The sequence below is a fragment of the Naasia sp. genome, assembly GCF_025465545.1.
Taxonomy (GTDB): domain Bacteria; phylum Actinomycetota; class Actinomycetes; order Actinomycetales; family Microbacteriaceae; genus Naasia.
Genome location: NZ_JAODMK010000021.1, coordinates 37625 through 55943 on the forward strand (window position 1 = coordinate 37625; position 18319 = coordinate 55943).

General features: G+C 71.8%; 17 protein-coding genes. 4 read left to right on the forward strand and 13 right to left on the reverse strand.

Features of this window, described 5'->3' with window-relative positions:
• Nucleotides 1-90 precede the first annotated feature (90 nt).
• Complete coding sequence (locus JWR33_RS06615; RefSeq protein WP_297410422.1) at nucleotides 91-1623, forward strand: methyltransferase domain-containing protein; 1533 nt, start codon at nucleotides 91-93, stop codon at nucleotides 1621-1623.
• Nucleotides 1617-1874 (forward strand): DUF6752 domain-containing protein, encoded by a 258-nt coding sequence (locus tag JWR33_RS06620; protein WP_297410423.1) that lies wholly within the window; start codon nucleotides 1617-1619, stop codon nucleotides 1872-1874. Before JWR33_RS06615 ends, JWR33_RS06620 begins: the two co-directional genes overlap by 7 nt.
• Nucleotides 1875-1975: 101 nt before the next feature.
• On the opposite strand, the gene JWR33_RS06625 is transcribed toward JWR33_RS06620, so the two are convergent.
• The 3 genes from JWR33_RS06625 to mgrA all read right to left on the reverse strand — a co-directional run bounded on the left by JWR33_RS06625 (nucleotide 1976) and on the right by mgrA (nucleotide 5154).
• Nucleotides 1976-2251: a GlsB/YeaQ/YmgE family stress response membrane protein gene (locus JWR33_RS06625; protein ID WP_297410424.1), complete on the reverse strand. Its 276-nt coding sequence runs from the start codon at nucleotides 2249-2251 to the stop codon at nucleotides 1976-1978.
• A gap of 291 nt (nucleotides 2252-2542) precedes the next feature.
• Nucleotides 2543-4153, reverse strand: coding sequence for a bifunctional phosphatase PAP2/diacylglycerol kinase family protein (locus JWR33_RS06630; protein ID WP_297410425.1), 1611 nt, complete (start codon nucleotides 4151-4153; stop codon nucleotides 2543-2545).
• Nucleotides 4126-5154, reverse strand: coding sequence for an L-glyceraldehyde 3-phosphate reductase (gene mgrA / locus JWR33_RS06635; protein ID WP_297410426.1), 1029 nt, complete (start codon nucleotides 5152-5154; stop codon nucleotides 4126-4128). Before mgrA ends, JWR33_RS06630 begins: the two co-directional genes overlap by 28 nt.
• A gap of 271 nt (nucleotides 5155-5425) precedes the next feature.
• Between mgrA and JWR33_RS06640 the strand changes: the two genes are divergently transcribed.
• Complete coding sequence (locus JWR33_RS06640) at nucleotides 5426-7228, forward strand: DUF4012 domain-containing protein (protein ID WP_297410427.1); 1803 nt, start codon at nucleotides 5426-5428, stop codon at nucleotides 7226-7228.
• A 45-nt stretch (nucleotides 7229-7273) separates the two neighbouring features.
• On the opposite strand, the gene JWR33_RS06645 is transcribed toward JWR33_RS06640, so the two are convergent.
• The 8 genes from JWR33_RS06645 to JWR33_RS06680 all read right to left on the reverse strand — a co-directional run bounded on the left by JWR33_RS06645 (nucleotide 7274) and on the right by JWR33_RS06680 (nucleotide 15892).
• Complete coding sequence (locus JWR33_RS06645) at nucleotides 7274-7498, reverse strand: hypothetical protein (protein WP_297410428.1); 225 nt, start codon at nucleotides 7496-7498, stop codon at nucleotides 7274-7276.
• A gap of 305 nt (nucleotides 7499-7803) precedes the next feature.
• On the reverse strand, nucleotides 7804-10377 hold the full coding sequence (locus tag JWR33_RS06650; protein ID WP_297410429.1) for a glutamate--cysteine ligase: 2574 nt from the start codon (nucleotides 10375-10377) through the stop codon (nucleotides 7804-7806).
• 4 nt (nucleotides 10378-10381) lie between these two features.
• On the reverse strand, nucleotides 10382-11176 hold the full coding sequence (locus JWR33_RS06655; RefSeq protein WP_297410430.1) for an FAD:protein FMN transferase: 795 nt from the start codon (nucleotides 11174-11176) through the stop codon (nucleotides 10382-10384).
• Nucleotides 11173-11688, reverse strand: coding sequence for an FMN-binding protein (locus tag JWR33_RS06660; protein ID WP_297410431.1), 516 nt, complete (start codon nucleotides 11686-11688; stop codon nucleotides 11173-11175). Before JWR33_RS06660 ends, JWR33_RS06655 begins: the two co-directional genes overlap by 4 nt.
• On the reverse strand, nucleotides 11685-13145 hold the full coding sequence (locus tag JWR33_RS06665; RefSeq protein ID WP_297410432.1) for a ferredoxin reductase family protein: 1461 nt from the start codon (nucleotides 13143-13145) through the stop codon (nucleotides 11685-11687). The genes JWR33_RS06660 and JWR33_RS06665 overlap by 4 nt, the downstream gene beginning before the upstream one ends.
• Before the next feature lie 113 nt (nucleotides 13146-13258).
• Nucleotides 13259-14035 (reverse strand): isocitrate lyase/phosphoenolpyruvate mutase family protein, encoded by a 777-nt coding sequence (locus tag JWR33_RS06670; protein ID WP_297410434.1) that lies wholly within the window; start codon nucleotides 14033-14035, stop codon nucleotides 13259-13261.
• 91 nt (nucleotides 14036-14126) lie between these two features.
• Nucleotides 14127-15098, reverse strand: coding sequence for a cation transporter (locus JWR33_RS06675; protein ID WP_297410436.1), 972 nt, complete (start codon nucleotides 15096-15098; stop codon nucleotides 14127-14129).
• 122 nt (nucleotides 15099-15220) lie between these two features.
• On the reverse strand, nucleotides 15221-15892 hold the full coding sequence (locus JWR33_RS06680; protein WP_297410438.1) for a nucleoside/nucleotide kinase family protein: 672 nt from the start codon (nucleotides 15890-15892) through the stop codon (nucleotides 15221-15223).
• A gap of 26 nt (nucleotides 15893-15918) precedes the next feature.
• On the opposite strand from JWR33_RS06680, the gene JWR33_RS06685 reads away from it, so the two are divergent.
• Nucleotides 15919-16842, forward strand: coding sequence for an alpha/beta hydrolase (locus JWR33_RS06685; protein WP_297410440.1), 924 nt, complete (start codon nucleotides 15919-15921; stop codon nucleotides 16840-16842).
• Nucleotide 16843: 1 nt separating this feature from the next.
• On the opposite strand, the gene JWR33_RS06690 is transcribed toward JWR33_RS06685, so the two are convergent.
• Both JWR33_RS06690 and JWR33_RS06695 read right to left on the reverse strand, forming a co-directional pair.
• Nucleotides 16844-17140, reverse strand: a complete 297-nt coding sequence (locus JWR33_RS06690) for a hypothetical protein (RefSeq protein WP_297410442.1) — start codon at nucleotides 17138-17140, stop codon at nucleotides 16844-16846.
• 50 nt (nucleotides 17141-17190) lie between these two features.
• A complete protein-coding gene (locus JWR33_RS06695; RefSeq protein WP_297410444.1) occupies nucleotides 17191-18279 on the reverse strand; it encodes a DUF3253 domain-containing protein in 1089 nt (362 codons plus the stop codon).
• Between the last annotated feature and the right edge of the window lie 40 nt (nucleotides 18280-18319).

The following is an 18319-nucleotide window of genomic DNA, read 5'->3' on the forward strand; positions in this document are numbered from 1 at the left end:
AATCGGGCCGGCTGGATTGGAAGGGCCGGTGGGGTCCGTGATTTGCTGTCCTCCTCCCCCGTCCACACCGACCGAGCCGCACAGGAATCCATGACGCCTACGCTGACCGCGGACACGCGCACGCTCTGCATCAGCGGAGTCGCGGTCGAGCCCGGCTCGACGGTGTCGCTGCTGCTTGCCGGACGGCGCATCTGGTCGTTCCACCTGCCCCAGCCTGACGAGAACGGGTCGTTCCGGGTGCGGTGGCCGGGCGCGCTCACGGAGCGGCTGGTCGGCTGGGCGCCGCTCGGGCTGCAGGTCGACGGCGAGGTGGTGACCGAGGCCCTGGTCCGTTTCGATGACACCGACGTCGAGCTGGTGCTCGAGCAGCCGTTCACGAGGGCCCCCCTCATCCTCAACAAGTGGGAGATGCTGGCGCCCTCCTTCGTCGGGGCGGACGAGTCGCTGATCACCGAGGTGCTCGACGCGGCGGAGGACGTCATGGCGGCCGTGCGCGCGGACCTCGGCATCGATCTGTTCATCACCGGGGGAACGCTGCTCGGTCCGGTGCGGGACGGCAGGATCATGCCCTCGGACGACGATGCGGACCTCGCCTACCTCAGCACGCACGACAATCCGTCCGACGTCGCGCTCGAGAGCTATGCGATGGAGAGGGCGCTGCTCGCCCGGGGCTACGAGATCTTCCGCCTCTCCACCGGCCACCTTCAGCTGATGTTCCCCGGCCGCAGCGTCTCCGACCGGTTCTATATCGACATCTTCAGCTACTTCGTCACCGAAGGGTGGTTCTACGGCACCTTCCATGTCCGACAGCCGGCCGAACGGGTGCCGATCCTTCCCCTGCAGCTGCTGGCGGTGAACGGCCGCCCCCTCCTGGCGCCCGCAGACCCGGCCGCCCTCCTCGAGGCCATCTACGGCACGGACTGGCGCACTCCCGACCCGGCGTTCGCGTTCAGCACCCCACCCGCGGCCCTCCGCCGCTACAAGCCCTGGCTCGGCGACCTCAACATGGACCGCGAGAACTGGGAGCAGCGGCATCGGGAGGACATCGCGGCCGGCCCCGCCGAGGCGTCGGCCTTCGCCCGCGCGGCCGGAGAGCTGCTGCCGCACGCCTCCACGGTGCTCGAGCTCGGCTCGGGGCTCGGAATGGACGCGCGGCACCTGGCAGAGCTGGGGCACACGGTGCTGGCCGTCGACTACAGCCGCTCCGCAGTCGCGCACGCCCGAGCCGCCGCGCCCGCGGACGCGCGACTGCGCTTCGAGGCCGTCAACCTCTACTCGATCCGGGCGGCCGTCGCGCTTCGGCGGGCTTGTGCCGATCTGGACGGGCCGCTTCAGGTCTACGCGCGCTCCTTCTTCGACGCGCTCGCGCCGGCCGGCTGGGACATCACCTTCCAGCTGCTGTCGCATCTGCTGCGCCGACCGGGCACGTCGGCGCATCTCGAGCTGGAGACGCGAGGGCCGACGCGGAACGTGCGCTGGAAGTACTACCGGCCGGTCGACTGGTCGGCCTTCGAGGCGAGGGTGGAGGCCAGCGGCCTGGAGATCTCGGATCTCCAGCTAGGGTGCGAGGACGAGGACGGATCGACGAGGATCCGCCTGCTGGTGAAGGGAGCGAGATGGTGAAGAACCTGAGCGACGCCGGCAACGGATTCGAGGAGCTGAACGACTTCGAGGCGGCCTTCACCGAGGCGGCGCAGGCGCCGACCGTGGAGTCCCTCTCGTCACGGGTGCAGGAGCTCGAGGCGAGCCTGGAAGCACTGCGAAGCGAGATCCATCGCCTGGACGCCGACCTCGACGAGTCCCGGCGGCTCAATCGCCGAGCGGCCGAGCTGCTCGACATCGTCTACCAGGAGCTCGACAAGCGCGAGCGCTGATCGGCGCGGGCGGGACTTCCCACCGGGGAGAGGCGACGCCCGGACAGGGAGAAGGCCCCGGACCGTCGGTCCGGGGCCTTCCCTCTGGGGTTCAGGAGGCGTTATGCCCGACGGGCGCTGCCCCGGCGGTTCGTGATGAGGCCCCAGATCAGCAGCACGATGATCGCACCGGCGATCGCGAGCAGCCAGCTGGAGATCGACCAGAACTCGCTCATGTCGATTCCGAAGAGGACGTTGCCGAGGAACCCGCCGAGGAGGGCGCCGATCACTCCGAGGACGAGCGTGGCAAGCCATCCCCCACCCTGCCGACCGGGCAGGATCAGTTTCGCGATCGCGCCGGCGATGAGGCCGAGGATCAGAAAGGCGATGAAGTTCATTGTCGTGTCTCCCTTTCGTGAAGCTTGATGACGAGGTTGAGCCTTTCACCGATCGCGGGTTGCGTGATACCCCTTGAAATCCGCTCGCGTGATCCGGAAAGTTCGGACGCAACCATCGAACGGGCTGTGCGTGAGCTAGGAGTTGCCCGACGGATCGGCATCCCGGGACAGCGACACGGCCGGCGCGGCGGACCGCGAGAGCGACGGCCGTCCCGTGGCAGGGCAACGTCCCCGGCATCCTCGGGCGTGATGGGCGTCGACTCCGCGAGCTGACCCGAATCGTCGCAGGCCCTATGCGCCAACTCCCGGACTGTAGACGTCGAGTCCCTGGGGAACGATCCGGACCTCGACCTCGTAGCCGTCGCTGCCGCGGGGACGAACCCGCATCAGTTCGCCGTCGTGGGTGACCGGCGGCGGGGCGCCGCGCCGCATCCCGACCCGCACCCGGACCGACGGCGCCGTGAATGCGTCAACGCGTGCGGACGACGGCGCGAGATGCACGGCCCGGAGCACCGCGCTGATCCGCTTGCCGAAGGTGAGCGAGGCGACCGCCCGCAGACGCGCCGTCGCTCCGTCGAGGATGCGGACATCCAGCACTCCGTCGTCCAGCCCTCGGCGCTGCAGGGTCGAGACGAGCCGCGGCGAGTTGCGGTCGACCGCGACGAACACGGACCAGGCCATCCGCGTGTGGTGTTCCACCGTGACCGGAACGGGGTCGGCCGACCGGCCGATCCGTGCCGCGGCGATCACGGATGCGCCCCACTTGGTCCAGCCGTCCTCGAACCGCTGCCGCACGTCCACGAAGTCCGGGTAGATGCCGACGCCGACCGCGTTGAGGACGGTCGTCGGCTCGCCCCCGTCGATCCGCAGGTCCGCGACGTCGACCCGGAGGCCTTGTCCGGCCTGCAGCGCGTCGATCGCCCGATCCAGCGAGGACGCGCCCGCCGCGCGGGCGAAGTGGTTGAACGTGCCTCCGGGCAGCACGAGCAGGGGCAGTCCGGTGCTGCGGGCGACCGCGGCGGTCGCGGACACCGTGCCGTCTCCCCCGCACACGCCGAGGATCCGGGGCGGCCGAGAGCCGGCCAGCGCCCGGCGAACGACCTGCTCCGGAGAATCCCGGCCGAGGAAGCGCACTGTGGCTCCGGGCAGCCGGCGGGAGATGATGCGCAGCGGATCCCGGCGACTCACGTGCCGCCCGGCGCTGCCGTTGACGAGGAGAAGCACCCCTCGCCCGTCATCGCTCTCGGGGAGGTCGATCCGGAGGCCAGGGCGCCCGATCGCCCGGGAGGGCAAGAGCGAGCCGGAACCGAGCGCGCCCCCCACCAGGGCCACCCCGGCGCCGAGCGCGGCACCGCCCACCACGTCGGAGAGCCAGTGCACCCCGGTGTGCAGGCGGGAGTATGCGACGGCCGCGGCGGCAGGCGCCAGCAGGGCGCCCGCTCGTGGCGACTCGAGCGCCACCCCGACCGCGAACGCGGCGGCGCTCGCGGTGTGGCCGGAAGGGAACGACAGGGAGGACGGCGGCCGGCGCAGCCGGCGGCCCACCGGGATGCTGCTCGTGAGCGGCCGATCCCCACCGAAGACGCGCTTGCCGACCAGGTTCGCCAGGATGCTGGCCACGGTGAGCGAGAGCACACCCCGCAGTGCCGCACGGCGCCGCCCGAGGAGCGCCAGCACGGCCGCCGCGGCGAACCAGAGCCGTCCCCGGTCCGCGGCACGGGACAGCGCCGCGAAGGCGCCGTCCATCGCGGCGCTGCCGGTCCCGCCGTTGATGGCGTCCGCCGCCGCGCGGTCGAGACGCAGCACGCCGCGCGGGAGGAGCCGGGCGCGGCGCCGTTCCACCCGGGGAGTGGAGTGCGGGCGGGAGACCATCGTCAGCGGACGTCGCTCGACGTGCTCCACAGGTTGATCCCCTTGTCGACGGCATGCTCGTCGATCGCGGCGAGCTCCTCCGCGGAGAAGTCGAGGTTCTGCGTCGCCGCCAGGTTGGCCTCCAGCTGCTGGACGGACGAGGCGCCCACGAGCGCCGAGGTGACCACGGGGTCCCGGAGCACCCAGGAGATGGCGAGCTGGGCGAGGGTCTGGCCGCGACCCGCGGCGATCTCGGACAGGGCCCGGATGCCGGACAGCGTCTCGTCGTTGATCATCTCCTCCTGCATCGAGCCCTTCTGAGCCGCGCGGGAGTCCTTCGGGATGCCCTGGAGGTAGCGGTCCGTCAGCAGGCCCTGGGCGAGCGGCGAGAACGCGATGCAGCCCACGCCCAGTTCGCCGAGCGTGGCGAGGAGCCCCTCCTCCACCCAGCGGTTGAACATCGAGTAGGACGGCTGTGAGATGAGCAGCGGGGTGCCGAGGTCGGCGAGGATCCGCGCGGCCTCACGGGTGCGCTCCGGCGAGTAGGACGAGATGCCCGCGTAGAGCGCCTTCCCCGACACCACCGCGGTGTGCAGCGCGCCCATCGTCTCCTCGAGGGGAGTGTCCGGGTCGGCCCGGTGCGAGTAGAAGATGTCCACGTAGTCCAGCCCCATGCGCTCGAGGGACTGGTCGAGGCTCGCGAGCAGGTACTTGCGGGACCCCTGATCTCCGTACGGGCCGGGCCACATGTGATACCCGGCCTTCGTCGAGATCACGAGCTCGTCCCGGTAAGGGCGGAAGTCGCGCCGCAGGTGCTCCCCGAAGTTCTCCTCCGCGCTGCCGTAGGGCGGACCGTAGTTGTTGGCCAGGTCGATGTGGGTCACGCCGAGGTCGAACGCCCGGCGCAGGATCGCGGCCTGCGTCTCCATCGGGACGGTGCCCCCGAAGTTCTGCCAGAGGCCGAGCGAGACCGCCGGCAGCTGCAGGCCGCTGCGGCCGGTCCGTCGGTAGGGCAGGGAGTCGTAGCGGTCGTCCGCGGCGAGGAAGGTCATGCCTTCATCGTGGCACGCACGCCCCGGTGGGCGCGATGCGCCTCCATCGGGCCCTTCTCGGCCCGCCCGGGGCGGCGGGCCGCCCTTTCCTGACGGGCCCCTCATACTCGAAGCTGTGCCCGCTCGGGGCCGGGCCAGTTCCCCTCCGAGCCGACGCCGCCCCGGTGGCGTCCATCGAAGGAGGAGAACGCTGTCCAGCTCGGCCAAGAGACCCTCCCGCCGTCGGCGCGGTCGCCGCAGCACCCGCCGCACCCGCCCGGTGCTGCGGACCGTGCTGATCTCGCTCGGCGTTGTGCTCGTGGCCGTCATCCTCGCGGCGGTATGGGTGGGCACACGGGCGCTCATCGCCAAGAACGCGCTCGAGGACGCGCAGACCGAGCTGCAGGAGTTCCGCAGCGTGGTGGGCACCTCCGACGGCAGCACGGCCGCCCTCTACTCGAGTCTGCAGAAGAAGACCACCGAGGCCGCCGATGCGACCGGTGACCCGGTCTGGGCCGCGGCCGAGAAGGTGCCCTGGATCGGGCCGAACCTCGCCGCTGTGCGGAAGGTGGCCTCCCTGGTCGACGGCCTCGTGTCGGATGGCGTAGGCCCGGTCGCGAAGGCGGCGGACGGGCTCAGCCTCGACAGCATCAAGCCGAAGGACGGGCGCATCGAGATCGCGCCGCTGCAGAAGCTCGCGCCGGCGCTGGCCGAGCTCGACACCGCGATGACCCGTGCGCGCACGGAGGCGGCGGCGATCGACACGGAGAAGACGGTGTCGCAGATCTCCGGCGCGGTGGCCCAGATCGACGGGCTGCTCAGCCAGTACCAGCCGACGGTGGCAGAGGCCTCCAAGGTCATGCCGTATCTGTTCCCGGCCCTCGGCGGCGAGGGCGCCCGGCACTACCTGCTGATGTTCCAGAACAACGCCGAGGAGCGCGCCAGCGGCGGCAACCCGGCCTCCATGGTCCTGCTCACAGTGGACAAGGGCGCGATCGAGATGACGGCGCATGCGTCATCTCTCGACTTCGATCACCCCTACCCGACCGAGCCGCTCACCTTCGGCGGTGACTGGGACAAGCTGTACGGCCCCTACACCAGCACCTACGTGACGAACATCACCTTCACCCCCGACTTCCCCACCACGGCCAGGCTCGCCCAGAAGATGTGGGACATCGAGTTCGGCCAGAAGGTGGACGGGGTCATCTCGTTCGATCCCGTCGCACTGTCCTACCTGCTCAAGGCCACAGGCCCGATCACCCTCGAGTCCGGGGAGGAGCTGACCGCCGAGAATGCGGTCGACTTCCTGCTGGCCGGGGTGTACGCCCGGTACGACGACCCCCGGGTGCAGGACGCCGTCTTCGCCTCCGCTGCGGCGTCCATCTTCTCCGCGGTGACCTCCGGTCAGGGCGATCCGAAGGCCTACCTCGAGCAGCTGGCGCCGATGATCGACCAGCAGCGCCTGAAGATCTGGAGCAGCCGCAAGGACGAGGAGGAGCTGCTCCTGTCCTATCCGGTCGGCAACATGCTGCCCGCCGACAACTCGAAGAGCACGGCGGTGGGCGTCTACTACAACGACGACTCCACGTCGAAGATGAGCTATTACATGAACGCGACGATCGACCTGTCGGCGGACCTCTGCACGCCCGGCAAGCCGGCCTATCGCGTGACGACCGCGGTCACCGACACGCTCGACCCCGGCACCGCGCTCGGCCTTCCCCGCTACGTGCTGGCCTATCAGCCCCGCATCCCCTTCGCCGGCGATCGACAGTGGGTGAACATCTATGGGCCGGTCGGGTCGAAGCTCACGGGAGCGACAGTCGACGGTGAGGCGGTGACCTTCGGCGACAACCTGCTCAACGCGGCGAACACCGTGTGGAACGCGACCGGGGTCGACGACCGTCGTCCCGCCGTCTCGGGCCGGATGCACGGACGACCGGTCGCCGTCGTCAGCGTCAAGATGGGCCCGGGCGAGACCGTCGAGGTCGCGGCCACGTTCGCCGGCGCCGACGATCCCAGCGATCAGCTCAGAGTCAGCCACACGCCGAAGGTGCGCGACGTCCCCGTGACGATCAACGCGAAGGAGTGCGGCTGACCCGGTTGAGCCGGCGACAGAGCGTGGGCTGAGGGACGCAGCCGGTCAGCGGGAGGCGTCGCCTTCGATGCGCTCCGCGAGGTCGTCGACCTGCTCGGGCCGCACCTCGAGGCCGGCATCGTCGAGCCGCTGCTGAAGGAGCGCCGACACGTCCTCCTCCACGAGCCCGGTCTGCACATCGGCGAGCACCTGCTCGGCGATGCCCTGCACCTTCTCCGCACCGGTGCCAACGGCACCCTCGCCGGTCGTCTCGTTCTCGAAGTCCGCCATGCGGTCATCCTCCCGGAGCGGCCTTGGAGCGGGCCGAGTGCCCGGACCCGGCCGAATGGGGCTTCTCGGGCACCAGCGCAGCGCCGAGGAACGGCACGAGCACGTCGGCGCGTCCTGCTCGGCCAGCCAGCCGGGCGAGGGCAGCCGCTCCGCTCGCTCCAGATCCGGTCGGAGAAGACCCTGGCGTAGGCGACGGCTGCCTGCTCCCGAGGCACGCCCGCAAGGGCGAGCCGTCGATCTGGCAGCGGGAGTGGTCGGTGCCGAACGATGCTGAGGCCGAGCTGCTCCTGCCATCGAACCGCAGCTCACCCGCCAGACCGCACATCCGCGCCCGCCTCCTCGACGGACGGCCGGGGAGGCGCATCCTTGCTCAGGATCCAGGTGTCCTTCGCCCCTCCGCCCTGACTCGAGTTGACGACCATGCTCCCGCGCGGGGCGACCCTGGTGAGGGCGAGATCGGCGAGCCGGCAGTCGTTCGCGCCCGTCCCGCGCACGTGCACGAAGGCACGGAGATCGATATGCCGCGGCTCCAGGCGGGAGCCGGCGAAGGTGGGCATGGACGAGAGAGCGACGACCTCCTGGGCCACCCAGGCGTCGGGGTGCGCGGTGATCTCGGCCCGCCGTGCCGCGATCGCGGAGGCGGAGGCAGACGGGCCGATCAGCACGCCGATGCCGCCATGGCCGTCGACCGGCTTCGTCACCAGCTCGCCGACGCGTTCCAGCACCGACATCCGCTCGGTCTCGTCCCTCGTCCGGTAGGTGGGAACCGACTCGAGCAGCGGATGCTCGTCCAGGTAGTAGGCGATCAGCTCGGGCAGGTGGCAGTACATGGCCTTGTCGTCGGCGACTCCATTGCCCGGTGCATTCGCGAGGAAGACCGTGCCGGCCGCCGCCGCGTCGAGGATCGCGGCGCCGATCGGCCGGGCAGCGCTGTCCGTGAGATCCGCCAGCTCGGCGTCGAGCCGGAGATACAGTGCGCCGATCCGCTGGCCCGTCCGCCGATGCATCAGCGCTCCTCCGTCGACGACCAGGTCGTCGGGTCGCACGAGCAGCAGCCCGGCGCCGTCCGCCAGGCGGAGGTGCTCGAACCACGCGGAGCTCCGCTCCCCCGTGCTGAGCAGTGCGGGCGCACCGGCTGGAGCCCCGGCGAGGAGTGTGTCCCGCAGCATGGGCAGCATGGAGCGGGGGTCGAGCAGCCCGTCCGGTCGCGGCAGCCCCGGCAGCACGGCGTCCATCAGCTCCCTCGCGGTCAGCGCGAAGGCGGCGCCGTTCGGGCTGCGCACATTGTCCTCGAGCACCCGCCACCCGCCGAACTCGTTGCGCACGAGGTCGAACCCCATGATCGGGGCGCGGACCACCCCGCGGGGCAACCGCCGCGCCTCGTCCCGCCAACCGGTGGCGCTCGCCAGATCGTCGGCGGAGATCACCCCGTCGGCGATCACGAGCTGATCCCCGTACACGTCCTCGAGGAACGCCTCGAGCGCACGCGCACGCTGGGTGAGGCCCGCCGCGAGCTCGCTCCACTCATAGGCGCTCAGGACCCGGGGCAGGAGATCGACGGGGACCGGCTTCTCCGCGCCCCGCACCCCGGAGGTGAGGCTGTTGGCGAGCGCCCAGCGGTCCCGCTCCTGCTGGAGCGCGGAGAGTTCCGACTCGGAGAGCGAGCGCACGTGCTCGAGGATCGGCGCGTAGTGCGGCCGTGGGCCGGCGTTGGGGCGTACCGCCTCGTCTCCCGCCCGGGTCCGGTATCGCGCCAGTGCCGGCACGACGGGACCTTCGCCGTGGGGCGGCCCCTGGCTCTCTCGGACCACGTGAGTCACCACATCGTCCAGCTCGCCCCGCTCCGCGAACGCCGCCCTCTGGCGGTCCGCGGACGTTCCGCGGGCGAGGACCGTCTCGGCGAGCTCGTGCACCTGGTCGAAGTCGCCGAGCTCCTCGAGCTGCGGTCGCAGCCTGCCGACGAGGGCCCGCACCACCTCCGCAGCGGGCAGCGGGCGCGGATGCACGCCGGAGTCGAGCAGCTTGCCGGAGAGGCCGCCGCGTGCCGCCTGCCACATCGCCGCACGGTGCAGGGGAACGGCCTGGGGAACGTGGGGTAGTCCCGCCTCGATGTCCAGTTCTGCGGCTCTGACCGCCGCTCGGAAGAGACCCGCGACGAGGATTCCGTCGTCCACCAGCGGGCACGCATCGCAGACCCGCAATTCGAGGGTGGGCGCGTGGGCGCTCGGGCGCACGTCGAAGTAGGCCATCTTCGCGTCGGCGATGACGCCCGATGAGATCAGGTCTGCGAGCAGCTCGTCGTAGGCCGCCGCGGAGGCGAGCGGGCCGGTGGCCCCCGCACTGGGCCACCGCTGCCAGATGATCGACCGGATGCTGGCGTAGCCGGTGTCCAGCCCGTTCCAGTAGGGCGAACTCGAGGAGAGGGCGAGGAGGACCGAGAGGTCGGGCGACAGCCGCTGCGCGATCTGCACCGCCAGATCACGGTCGGACACGCCGACATGGATCTGCAGCCCGCAGATCAGCTGCTCGTCGACGAGCATCCGGTACTGCTCCTGCATGCGTCCATACCGGCCGGTGGGGGTGAGTTCGAAGTCGGCGTACGCCGACCTGGGGGCGGTGCCCACTGCGGCGATCCCGATGCCCTCCGGCCCCGCCACATCGATCACGCCCTGGCGCAGCCGCTGCAGCTCCCGGCGCAGATCGTCGAGAGTCTGCACCACGTCGGTGTTCGTCTCGACCGTGCTGCGCTGCAGCTCCGCGGAGTAGTTGGCGGCAGGGAGGCGCGAGAGCAGCCGTGGCGCGCGCGCCGACAGCTTCCCGCTCTCGAGGTCGATGAGGTGCAGTTCCTCTTCGGCTCCCAGGGTCAGCTCGGCCGCCATGCCATCACCCTACGGCGCGCATGTTTCCGGCAGTCGAAGCACTCCCCTCGCGAGCGTGAGCGGAGACATGCGCCCGCAGGCGAGGCGTGACCCGCAGCCCGCCGTGGCGGTCGACGGTGAGGACGTCGATGTCGCGGGTGCGGGTGGCCCGATCCAGGGCGGGCAGGCCGCCGGCGAGGATCGCGGTGGCGAGCACGTCCGCCTCCACGATGTCGCCGCCGAGCACGGTCACCTGGACCAGGTCGTCCAGCTGCCGGGAGCGCCAGACGTGCTCGCCTCGCTCGGCGGTCCCCGACGTGGCGATCGCGCTCCAGTCGGAACCGAGATCCACTGCCGTCAGCAGCCCGGCGGGGTTCCCCGGGTCGGCGATCCCGGTGCGCCAGGGCATGCCGTCAGGGGCGCAGCACACGATGTCCCCGCCCACGTCGACCAGCCAGGCCCCGTCCTGGGTCTCCTCCAGGATCCGTGCGGCGTCGCGCAGGGCGTGCGCCTTGACGAGGCCGGAGAGGTCCAGGCCGCCGTCGGGCCGGTGCGGCGTGAAGTCCCCGTCCGTCGCGGCCCGCCACTGGAGGGCCTCGCCATAGGCGGAGCGCAGCTCCTCGCTCGCGCGGGCGAGGGTCAGGTCTCCCCGGGAGACCCGGCTCAGCTCGGAGTCGGCACGGTAGAGGCTGAAGCGTGCCTCGATCGCCTCGAAGCGCGCCCGGACCGCCGCCACGACCTCCGCGGCGAGCGGTGAGGACCGGCGGTGCAGGGTGCAGCCGGTCCCCATCGTGGAGAAGGAGACGCGGAAGTCGCTCACCAGCCGGCCTGGGCGAGGGCGGTCGCCGCGGACTCCAGGTAGGCGTCGCTGGTGACGGTCGCCCGGCTCACGGTGGTCACGTGGGCGGACTGCGCCTGGAGGATCTCACTCCGCAGGATCGGCGCAGCCGAGTCGGAGATCTGCACCGACCTCTGCTCCGCATCGGTGAGGTGCACGGCAGTGACCTCGGTGATCGCGCCGCCGGAGACCGTGACGGCCACCTGAACCGATCCGTAGCGGGTCTGCACGGAGTCGCCCGTGTAGGTGCCGTCGGCCGCGGAGGAGCTCGCCGCGCTGCTCGAGTCGGCGCTGCCCGTGGACGTGCCGGCCGAGTCGCTCGGCGTTGTGCTGCCGGTCGCGTCGCCGCTGCCCGAGGACGAGGAGGTGCCCCCGCTCGAGGAGGCCGTGTGCGAGATCGTGATGCTCTGCGTCGCCTGGGCGCCGAGCTCCCAGCCGAGGACCAGAACGGCGACCGAGGACAGGACGCTCGCGACCTTCGCGCGTGTTCTCACCAGTCGAACCTCTCCACGTGGATGCGGTCCTCCCGGACCCCGGCGGCGAGGGCGTCCCTGACGACCAGGTCGGTCCAGGGCTGCGGCCCGCAGACGTACAGGTCGGAGGAGAGCAGGTGCGGGAACACCGTCTCGAGCCGGACGCCGCGCGCCTGGTCGGCGGCGGTCAGCCAGCTGCCCGACCCGCGGGAGCCGGTCATGCCGAAGATCCGGCCCCCGGCCCGCTCGACGAGTGTGCGGACCTCGCCCCAGAGGTACTGCTCGTCGGTGGACCGCGCGCGGAGCAGCACGGTGGCCTCCCCTGGCGCCAGTCGGGCATCCTCGAGCATGCTGCGCACCGGCGTGACGCCGATGCCTGCAGCGACGACCGCGAGGTAGGGGGCCGTCCGGTTCTCCCCGGTGAAGATGCCGTAGGGGCCCTCGAAGGAGACCCGAGTGCCGCGAGGCAGCTCCGCGAGCTGGCCGCTCCCCGTGCCGAGGGCGCGGACCGTGATGCGCACGCTCCGGTCGTCGCCCACGCTCGAGAAGGAGATGGGGTGCGCGTGCCACCAGGTGCCGCGGCTCCAGAAGCGCCAGGTGGCGTACTGCCCCCCGACGATCCCCAGGCGGCTCAGGTTGCGCCCGGACAGGTGGAGGGAGATGACGCCGGGGGCGATCGTCTCCACGTCCTGCACCTGCAGACGGTGGCGGAGGGTGGCGATCGTCGGCACCAGGAAGCGGTACCAGCCGACCGAGCCGACGGCGAGGGCCGTGATGCCGATCCAATAGAGCCGCTGCCAGGTGCCCTCGGCGAGCATGCCGCCGACGCTCAGCTGGTGCGGCACCGCGAAGAGCACGGCGCCGTAGCTGAGCAGGTGGATGGCGTGCCACACCTCGTAGGGGAAGCGCCGGCGGACGGCCACGAGTGAGGTGACCACGACGGTGATCAGGAGGCCCATGGCGAGGACGGAGAGCACGATGTCGCCCAGCGAGAGCAGGGAGAGCGTCTCGGCGACCGGGTCGAGGCCGTCGGCGAGCCCGTAGCCGAGGATCAGCAGCACGCCGTGCGCGAGCAGCAGAGAGAGGGCCGGCTTCCCCAGCTTGCGGTGCAGCCCCATCACGACGTCGCGGCCGAAGGTGCGGTCGACGATCGGGATCCGCGCGGCGAGCACGAGCATCACGAGCACGAGGTCGGTGCCGACGAGGCCGGAGACGATCCCGGCGGCGGTCACCGCGCCCGACAGGCTGCCCGATGCGGCCGGGCCGCCGTAGGCGAGCCAGAGGGCCACGGCGAATGCGGCGGATGCGCAGCAGAGTGCGGTCAGGAGGTCGGCGGTGAGTGCCCGGCGAGAGGCGAGGCGGGCGCGCGCCGCACCCGGACGGCGGGCGCCCGCGTTCGCCGGACCGACCGCTGCCCTGCCGCTCCCCGGCCCGGTGCCGAGAGGAGGGCCCGAGGGCCCCGTGCTGGCGGTGGTCATGAGGAAAGACTGCGCCGGGACGCTATGAGCCTCCGATGAGCCGGGCAGGAGAACCGTCGGAAGCCTCGGACCCGGTCAGGGCGACGCGGCTCGCCGACGGCTCGGCACCCGGGTCAGTTGAGCGGGCGGGTGCCCGGATCCACGACGCCTCCTGCGTAGAGGCTCCTCGCGGCGTCCTCGAGCGCGGTCAGCGCGATGCGCTGCGTCCACGGGCCGTAGGAGATGCGGGCCACCCCGAGCTGCTCGAAGCGGGTGGAGCTCTGCGCCCCCGGGACGCCGATCACGCTGATCTGCTGCGGCCCGAGAGCCTCCACCAGCTGCTCGACCGTGTCGTCGCTGAGCTTGCCGGGCACGAAGAAGCACGTGGCCCCGGCACCCAGGTAGGCGCGACCGCGCTCGATGGCGTCCGCGAGGACCTCGGACGGGTCTCGGTCGCCGGCCCGCAGGAAGACGTCGGTGCGGGCGTTGAGAGCGAACGGCACGCCTTCGCTCTCCGCAGCGGCGACGGAGGCGGTGACGGCCGCGAGGGCGTCCGGCAGGGGCTTCACCTGGTCCTCCAGGTTGGCGCCCACCACGCCGACGGCGATGGCGCGACGCATGGTGTCCCCCGGGTCCCCGTAGCCCGCTTCGAGGTCCGCCGACACCGGGAGGTCGCCGACGCTCGCGACGATGCGTCCGATGATGTCGAGGTGCAGGTCGAGCGGGATCTTCTCGCCGTCCTCGTAGCCGAAGGTGGCGGCGATCGCGTGACTCGCCGTGGCCAGCGCCTTCGTCTCGGGCAGGGCAGCGACGACCTTCGCCGTGACGACGTCCCAGACGTTGACGACGGACAGGATCTCGGGGGCACGGTGCAGTTCGACGAGTCGGCGGGCGCGGGATTCGATGCTCATCCCCCCACGCTAGCCCTGCCCGCGTTGCCGGATGCTGACAGCCGCGCACGCTCCGGGCAGCACCTGCAGCGGTGAGGAGGGGCGACGGCCGCTACGGCGCCAGGGGCACCGACTCCGGGTTGGCGAGGGTGAGCACGGCCCGCACGATGCGGGGGCTCTCCTGCAGCTCCTCTTCGAGGGCGTTGAGGAGCACGGCCACGCTCGTCTCGTCCTCGTTGCCGACGAGGTCGATCGCGGCGACGAGGAACACCCGGCTGGGGCCGACGTACTCGATGTGCAGGTAGGTGACGGCGGTGATTCGCTCGTGGCTGAGCAGCCGGTCCAGTGCCGCCCCCCGGACACGGTCGTCGACCGCCTCGCCGACCAGGAAGCGCCGGTTGCGCTCGATCAGCACCACCGCCACCACCGCGAGCAGGACCCCGACGAGGATCGACCCGATCGCGTCCGGAGCCGCGTTCCCGGTGAGCTGGTGCAGCAGGATGCCGGCGAACGCGATCAGCAGGCCGACGAGTGCCGCGGCGTCCTCGAAGAACACCGCCCGGACCGTGGGGTCGGAGGTGTGCAGCACGAAGTCGAGCAGGTCCTTCTCGCTGGTCGCGGCCCCGCCGCGGGCCTGCCGGTAGGCCTGCAGGAACGAGATCCCCTCCAGCACGAAGGCGATCCCGAGGACCAGGTAGGAGACCCCGTAGTTGCTCGCCTCGGCGGGCTCGAGCAGCTCCTGGATGCCGTGCATCACCGACACCGCGGCGCCCACCGAGAAGAGTCCGAAGGCGGCGAACATCGACCAGACGTACGCCTCCCTGCCGTAGCCGAGGGGGTGGCGCGGATCGCCGGGCCGCGCCGCCCGCCGGCCCGCGACGAAGAGGAACACCTCGTTGCCGGCGTCGGCCCACGAGTGCGCGGCCTCGGCCACCATGGAGGCGGAACCGGTGACGACCGCCGCCACCGTCTTGGCGATCGCGATCAGTCCGTTGGCGACGAGGGCGACGAGGACGGTCAGCGTCGACTCCGGCTTCTCCTCGGCTTCGGCCGGCGCGGTGTCGGCGGACCTCGCATCGCTCACGGCCTCATCCTGTCACCGGCCGTCCCCGGAGAAGGAGGGATGGCGGAGGAGGGCTCCGAGCGCTAGCCGGGTGTCCCGGCCGGCGTGCTGACGGCCGTGGCCGCCCCCGGTCACGGTCACGGTCACGGCCGTGATTCGCGCCGATCGGGCTCGATGCCCAGCGCGTCGAAGTCGATCACGAGGTCTGCGCGATCCCGCGTCGAGGCGATGAGGCGGGCGTTGGGCTCGTCCACGGTCTCGGCCCAGGCGGCCGCGGCGTCGGGGGTCTTGCCGAACCGCACGTGTCGCGCGACCAGTCGCCCGATCCGGAGCCGGTCCTCGACCTGTGAGTACCAGACCTCGGTCAGCTCCCGGCGCACCGCCGGCCACGGCTCGGGGTCGGCGAGCAGGTAGTTGCCCTCCGTCACCACCACCCGCGCGTCCGGCCGAACGGCGATGCTGTTCGCGATCGGCTGCTCCAGCACGCGCTCGAAGGCGGGCGCGTACACCGTGGTTCCGGTCTCGGCCCGCAGCCTGCGGAGCAGCGCGAGATAGCCGTGCCCGTCGAAGGTGTCGAGCGCCCCCTTCCGGTCACGCCGGCCGAGCAGGTCGAGGGCCGCGTCGGCCAGGTGGAAGCCGTCCATCGGGACCCACACCGCCGCGATGCCATCCGCGGTCAGCGCACCGACGAGCCACTCGGCCAGGGTGGACTTGCCCGCGGCGGGCGCGCCCGTGATGCCGATCAGGACGCGCGGGCCGGCGTCCGCCAGCCGGCGCACGCGGTCGAGCAGCTCGGAGGAGTTCACCGGCGACATGTTACGGGGCCGCCTACACTCGTCCGATGGCTTTCGCTACGGATCCGGCCCGGACCCTGCCCGCCTCCGAGGCGACGGTCGCAGGCAGACGGATCCGCTACTTCGAGGCGGGTCCCTCCTCGGCGGCGGTCCCGCGCAGAACGGACACCCCTGTCGTCGTGCTGCTCACCGGTGCCGGCGACACGGTGTCCTCCTGGCTCCCGGTGCAGACCCGGCTCGCGCGCCGGGCACGAGTGCTGGCCTATGACCGGTCCGGCATGGGCGGCAGCTCGGGAAGCGGATCGGACCGACTGGACGATCTCGTGGCTGAGCTCGAGGGCTTCATCGACGCAGCGGCTCCGGGGAGCTCCTGCGTTCTGGTCGGCCACTCCTTCGGCGGCCTGCTCGCCCGCGTCTTCGCGCAGCGCTTCCCCCATCGCGTCGCCGGCCTCGTGCTGCTCGACGCGACTCCGGACCGCCTCGCGGAGAGCGCCGTGCTGCGCCGCGGCTTCGGACTGTTCGTGCTGCTCGGGGCGCTCGTCCGCGCGCTCGCGCCCGTCGGGCTCGTCCGGGCCCTGTTCCGCCTGGGCGCCTCGCCGCTGTACCCCGACCAGCGCCACTTCGAATCGATGCTCGACGACGGCGCGCGACGGTCCTGGCGCAGCGAGGTGGAACGCGAGGTCCGCGGCGGCATGGTGCCCGAGCTGAGGTCCGTGCTGCCGGTCTCCCGGGAGGCGCGGCGCGAGCTGGCGGTCTCCTCGTTCCCGGCCGTCCCGGTGACCCTCGTCACGAGCAGCACGTATCCGGCCGTCTGGATCCGGCTGCACGAGGAGATCGCCCGGCGCTACGCCCGCAGCCGGCACCTGCTCACCGGCGACCGGTCGCACTACATCCACATGCGCAACGTCGACCTCACCGTCGAGGCGGTGGAGGACGTGCTGGCGGCCGTGGATGCGGCGGAGGCGCACTGATTCAGCGGGTCGCGACCGTCGTCCACCGTCCCCGGCTCTGCCGGGTCAGACGGGTGTCCTCCACCGCCGCGCGCTCTTCGGTGACGGACACGGCGTGCTCGCCCACCTGCACGGCGACCTCATCGTCCTCGACCGTGAACCGAACGGTGATCCGTGCGGCCCCTCGGACCACGTTCACGCTGGACGCCTCGAGCAGGGCGACCTCGGCGACCGCGTCGGCGGCGGCCGGCAGCACCTCGTGCGGGGCGGTCCCGGGACGCAGCGGCCCGATCGTCATGATCACCCGGTAGGACGGCACGGACCCAGGATAGGCACGAGCAATGCAGCCGCCGGGTCAGCGCTCAGTCGTCACCGGGTCCCGTCGGCAGTGCCGTTGCGGTCCTCCGGTGTGCGCCTCCAGCGGATGCGCAGCGGCCCACGGGCCGTCGCGGGATCCACCACGCTCCCCCGCTGCGTGACCTCCACCTCGCCCTCCGCCATCATGCGCGCGGCGGTCCGGCGCACCGGCTCCATGAGATGACGCCAGCTCTCCGGCGCCATCGTGCGGGCGACGTCAGACGGGCAGATCGTCGAGGTCGCCGCACGAGCGGCGAGCAGGGTGCGGATCGTCGCGGCGATCTCCGCCTGCTCGCTGTCCATTGCCCCCCTGTGCGCGACCACCGGCCGTGGCTCCTCAGGCAGCTGGATGACGGTGAATGCCGCGCCGGTCGAGTCGGTCGCGTGCGAGATCCGCCCGAACGGGGTGTCCATGGGACCGTCCAGAACGGTGCCGCCCGCCTGGCGCACGCGATCGGCGGCCTCATCCGCGTCGGTCACCGCGAAGTAGACGTTCCAGCGCGACGGTTCCTCAGGTGAGCCCGACGAGGCATCGACGATCCCAGCCTCCGCCTCGGGTCCTTCCCGGTAGGTCACCATGCGGAACTGGTCGGAGTCGGACAGGACTCTCACCTCCCAGCCGAGGGCATCCTGGTAGAACTCGACGGTCTTCGGATACTCGCGGGTCGTGTGCAGCTCGTACCAGCAGGGCGTTCCCGGCTCGTCCTCGATCGGCGTGCCCTCGAAGCCGTCGAGCTCCCAGAGGCCGAGCTCTGCTCCGCTCGGGTCGCGGAGAATCGCCCGGCGGCCGAGCCCCTGCACGTCCTCCGGGGCGAGAACGATCTCTCCCCCGCTGGCCTGCACCCGCCCGAGGACCTGGTCCAGTTCGGGCGCGAGCAGGTACACCCGCCACGCGCTCGGCGCCCCGCCCTGGGCTCGGAGCAGTCCGGCGATCACCTCCTGCCCGTGCAGCAGGTCGCGGTAGCCGCCGAACTCCGCCTTCGGCTCGCTCGGCTCGAGGCCGAGCGCGGCCGAATAGAAGCGGCCCGCCTCCTCGGGATCGGTGCTGGTCAGCTCGATCCACACCGGGGCTCCCGCCGGCTTTCCCTGGACCCGTGGCATCGCTCTCCCCGCCTCCCGTCGATTGCCGACTCTCTCGCTC

Excerpts from the sequence above, each read along its gene's own strand:
- JWR33_RS06615 (WP_297410422.1), top strand. The coding sequence starts at position 91 with ATGACGCCTACGCTGACCGCGGACACGCGCACGCTCTGCATCAGCGGA.
- JWR33_RS06620 (WP_297410423.1), top strand. The coding sequence starts at position 1,617 with ATGGTGAAGAACCTGAGCGACGCCGGCAACGGATTCGAGGAGCTGAAC.
- JWR33_RS06625 (WP_297410424.1), bottom strand. The coding sequence starts at position 2,251 with ATGAACTTCATCGCCTTTCTGATCCTCGGCCTCATCGCCGGCGCGATC.
- mgrA (WP_297410426.1), bottom strand. The coding sequence starts at position 5,154 with ATGACCTTCCTCGCCGCGGACGACCGCTACGACTCCCTGCCCTACCGA.
- JWR33_RS06645 (WP_297410428.1), bottom strand. The coding sequence starts at position 7,498 with ATGGCGGACTTCGAGAACGAGACGACCGGCGAGGGTGCCGTTGGCACC.
- JWR33_RS06650 (WP_297410429.1), bottom strand. The coding sequence starts at position 10,377 with ATGGCGGCCGAGCTGACCCTGGGAGCCGAAGAGGAACTGCACCTCATC.
- JWR33_RS06665 (WP_297410432.1), bottom strand. The coding sequence starts at position 13,145 with ATGACCACCGCCAGCACGGGGCCCTCGGGCCCTCCTCTCGGCACCGGG.
- JWR33_RS06670 (WP_297410434.1), bottom strand. The coding sequence starts at position 14,035 with ATGAGCATCGAATCCCGCGCCCGCCGACTCGTCGAACTGCACCGTGCC.
- JWR33_RS06680 (WP_297410438.1), bottom strand. The coding sequence starts at position 15,892 with ATGTCGCCGGTGAACTCCTCCGAGCTGCTCGACCGCGTGCGCCGGCTG.
- JWR33_RS06685 (WP_297410440.1), top strand. The coding sequence starts at position 15,919 with ATGGCTTTCGCTACGGATCCGGCCCGGACCCTGCCCGCCTCCGAGGCG.
- JWR33_RS06695 (WP_297410444.1), bottom strand. The coding sequence starts at position 18,279 with ATGCCACGGGTCCAGGGAAAGCCGGCGGGAGCCCCGGTGTGGATCGAG.